Source organism: Pseudonocardia tropica (assembly GCF_040105315.1).
Lineage (GTDB): Bacteria > Actinomycetota > Actinomycetes > Mycobacteriales > Pseudonocardiaceae > Pseudonocardia > Pseudonocardia alni.
Genome location: NZ_JBEDNP010000069.1, coordinates 1 through 2105, shown reverse-complemented (window position 1 = coordinate 2105; position 2105 = coordinate 1). Strand labels below are relative to the sequence as shown.

Here is a 2105-nt window from a genome sequence, read left to right as displayed (position 1 = left end):
ACCGAGGCCATCAACGGCCGACTCGAAGCCCTCCGCCGCAACGCCATGGGCTTCCGCAACCTGATCAATTATCGGATCCGGTCGCTACTGCACTGCGGAGCGCTCGCACTCTAAATCCGGAAGAGCCTTTTTGCTTTCCCAAGCGCACGACGCTCGACCTCGGAACGCCCCCGTTCCGCCTCTCAGGCCGCCCACGGCCGACGCCGGAAGCATCGCTTCCGGCATATCTCGCTGCGCACGAAAGCCTGCTCCGCACTGCAACCTGACCATCCCGGCTTACGCGGACGGGTCGTCGCTCTCAGATGAGCTGTTGAGGAAGGGACGGGCGAGGTCGTAGGCGGTGGTCTGCCGGATCTCCGTCATACGAGCGATCGCCGGCCACGACAGGCCCTCACGGCTGTGGAGCTCGGCCAGAAGCCGACCGCTGTTCTCCCGACCGGCGCGCCGCAGCTGCTCGGAGTGCTGCACGGCAGAGACAAGCTCGTCCACCGACATCCCGGCGAGGTCCACCCCGCCATTCTCACGGACACCGCCCGCGCGCATCTATCCACAGATCCGAACTTCGATCCGCCGCTGCTTTCGGACGCCCGAAAGCTGATGTGCATGACATCCGACAAGGCACGGCGCCGCAGCGCCGTCTTCTCTGTCCACGCATCGAAGCCCGACGACATCGGAGCCATCGAGGTGGTCTTCGACAACGAACGCGCCGCTGAGGAGTTCGCCGCCGGACGGTCGAAAGATCCGGGGGTCCTGTCTGCATCGGTGACCCGGTACTTCGTGGGCGAGCTCGGCACCCGCCGGCCCATCAGTTGGTTCGTCGACGGCGTCGAACAACCTCGCCGGTTCGACCGCCAGCCCTACCCGACGGACGGACGCGACGACCAGCCAACGGGTCCGGACACACGACAGCAACGCGGTGAGACATCCCGACCGGAAGCGTGACCGTGCAGCAGCAGACGATCAGGGCGCCCTCGGCTTGGCGCTCGTGGCAGCACGGAGACGACCTCATGGCGGACAAGGAGCTCTACCGGGTCGACGAGGCGATGACGATCCTGTCCCTCAAGCGCAGCACGATCTATGAGCAGCTCCGCTGCGGACGACTGCGCTCGGTTCATGTGGGCCGGACCCGTCTGATCCCCGCTTCCGCGATCACCGAGTACGTTGCGCTGCTCGAGGGCGAGGCGGCGGCGTCGGGTCGGTTCGGTGTGGCCTCGTGACGGTGCGACGGAGCCGCGGCGAAGGCGGTCTTCACTGGGACGAATCACGGCAGCGCTGGATCGCCACCGCGACGATCAGGTTCGACGGCCGCGGTAAACGGATCACCCGTAAGGCCAGCGGAACCACGAAGACGGCCGCCAAGGCCAAGCTGCGCGAGATTCTCCGCGACCACGAGGACGGCACCACCGTCGTTCCCGGTTACTACACGGTGCGCGAGACGGTGCACGACTGGCTGACCTACGGACTCTCCGGGCGAGCTCCGGCGACGGTCAAGAACTACACGACGATCGCCGAACAGCACATCGTTGGTCCCCTCGGTGCGCACAAACTCCGCGATCTGTCCGCCGACGACGTCGACCGCTGGCTGAAAGCCGAATCGCGATCCGTCAGCACCCGGACCCTCCGTCTGATGCACTCGATACTGAGCCGGGCCGTCACCCACGCTATGGCCCGCGACAAGGTCAAACGCAACGTCGTGAGCGTGTGCAGTCCTCCGGCCGGCCAACCGGGCAGGCGGTCCAAGTCGCTGGACCTGGCCCAGGCAGGTGCTCTCCTCGACGCAGCCGAAGCGAGCCCCCTGCACGCCTACATCGTGCTATCGCTGCTCACCGGTGCCCGTACCGAGGAGCTTCGCGCACTGCGATGGGAAGATGTCGACCTGGCCGGGCAGCCCGAGGCATCACCCCCGACTCCACCGTCGATCTCCGTGGTGCGATCGGTACGCATCGGCGGAGACACCAAAACGCGAAAGTCCCGGCGCGGTCACGTCCGGCGGAGTGGTGTATGAGATCGACTCCGCGTGATCTTGGTTCGGGATTCTAGGCGGTTATTGCCTCGGTTGTCATGAGTGCCTCGCTGCCGGTCGGTGCGGCTTCGGTGGTGACGAT

General features: G+C 66.2%; 4 protein-coding genes. All 4 read left to right on the top strand.

Annotation, left to right across the window (positions count from 1 at the left end):
• The coding region (locus WHI96_RS27520; RefSeq protein WP_349302426.1) for a transposase at positions 1-114 on the top strand (114 nt) is incomplete at its 5' end.
• A 285-nt stretch (positions 115-399) separates the two neighbouring features.
• Entirely contained in the window at positions 400-942 is a 543-nt protein-coding gene (locus tag WHI96_RS27515) for a hypothetical protein (protein ID WP_345645297.1), read from the top strand.
• A 65-nt stretch (positions 943-1007) separates the two neighbouring features.
• The gene (locus WHI96_RS27510; RefSeq protein ID WP_345645300.1) at positions 1008-1217 is read left to right on the top strand and encodes a helix-turn-helix domain-containing protein; all 210 of its coding nucleotides are present in this window, start codon (positions 1008-1010) and stop codon (positions 1215-1217) included.
• On the top strand, positions 1214-2005 hold the full coding sequence (locus WHI96_RS27505) for a site-specific integrase (RefSeq protein ID WP_345645303.1): 792 nt from the start codon (positions 1214-1216) through the stop codon (positions 2003-2005). The genes WHI96_RS27510 and WHI96_RS27505 overlap by 4 nt, the downstream gene beginning before the upstream one ends.
• Positions 2006-2105 lie beyond the last annotated feature (100 nt).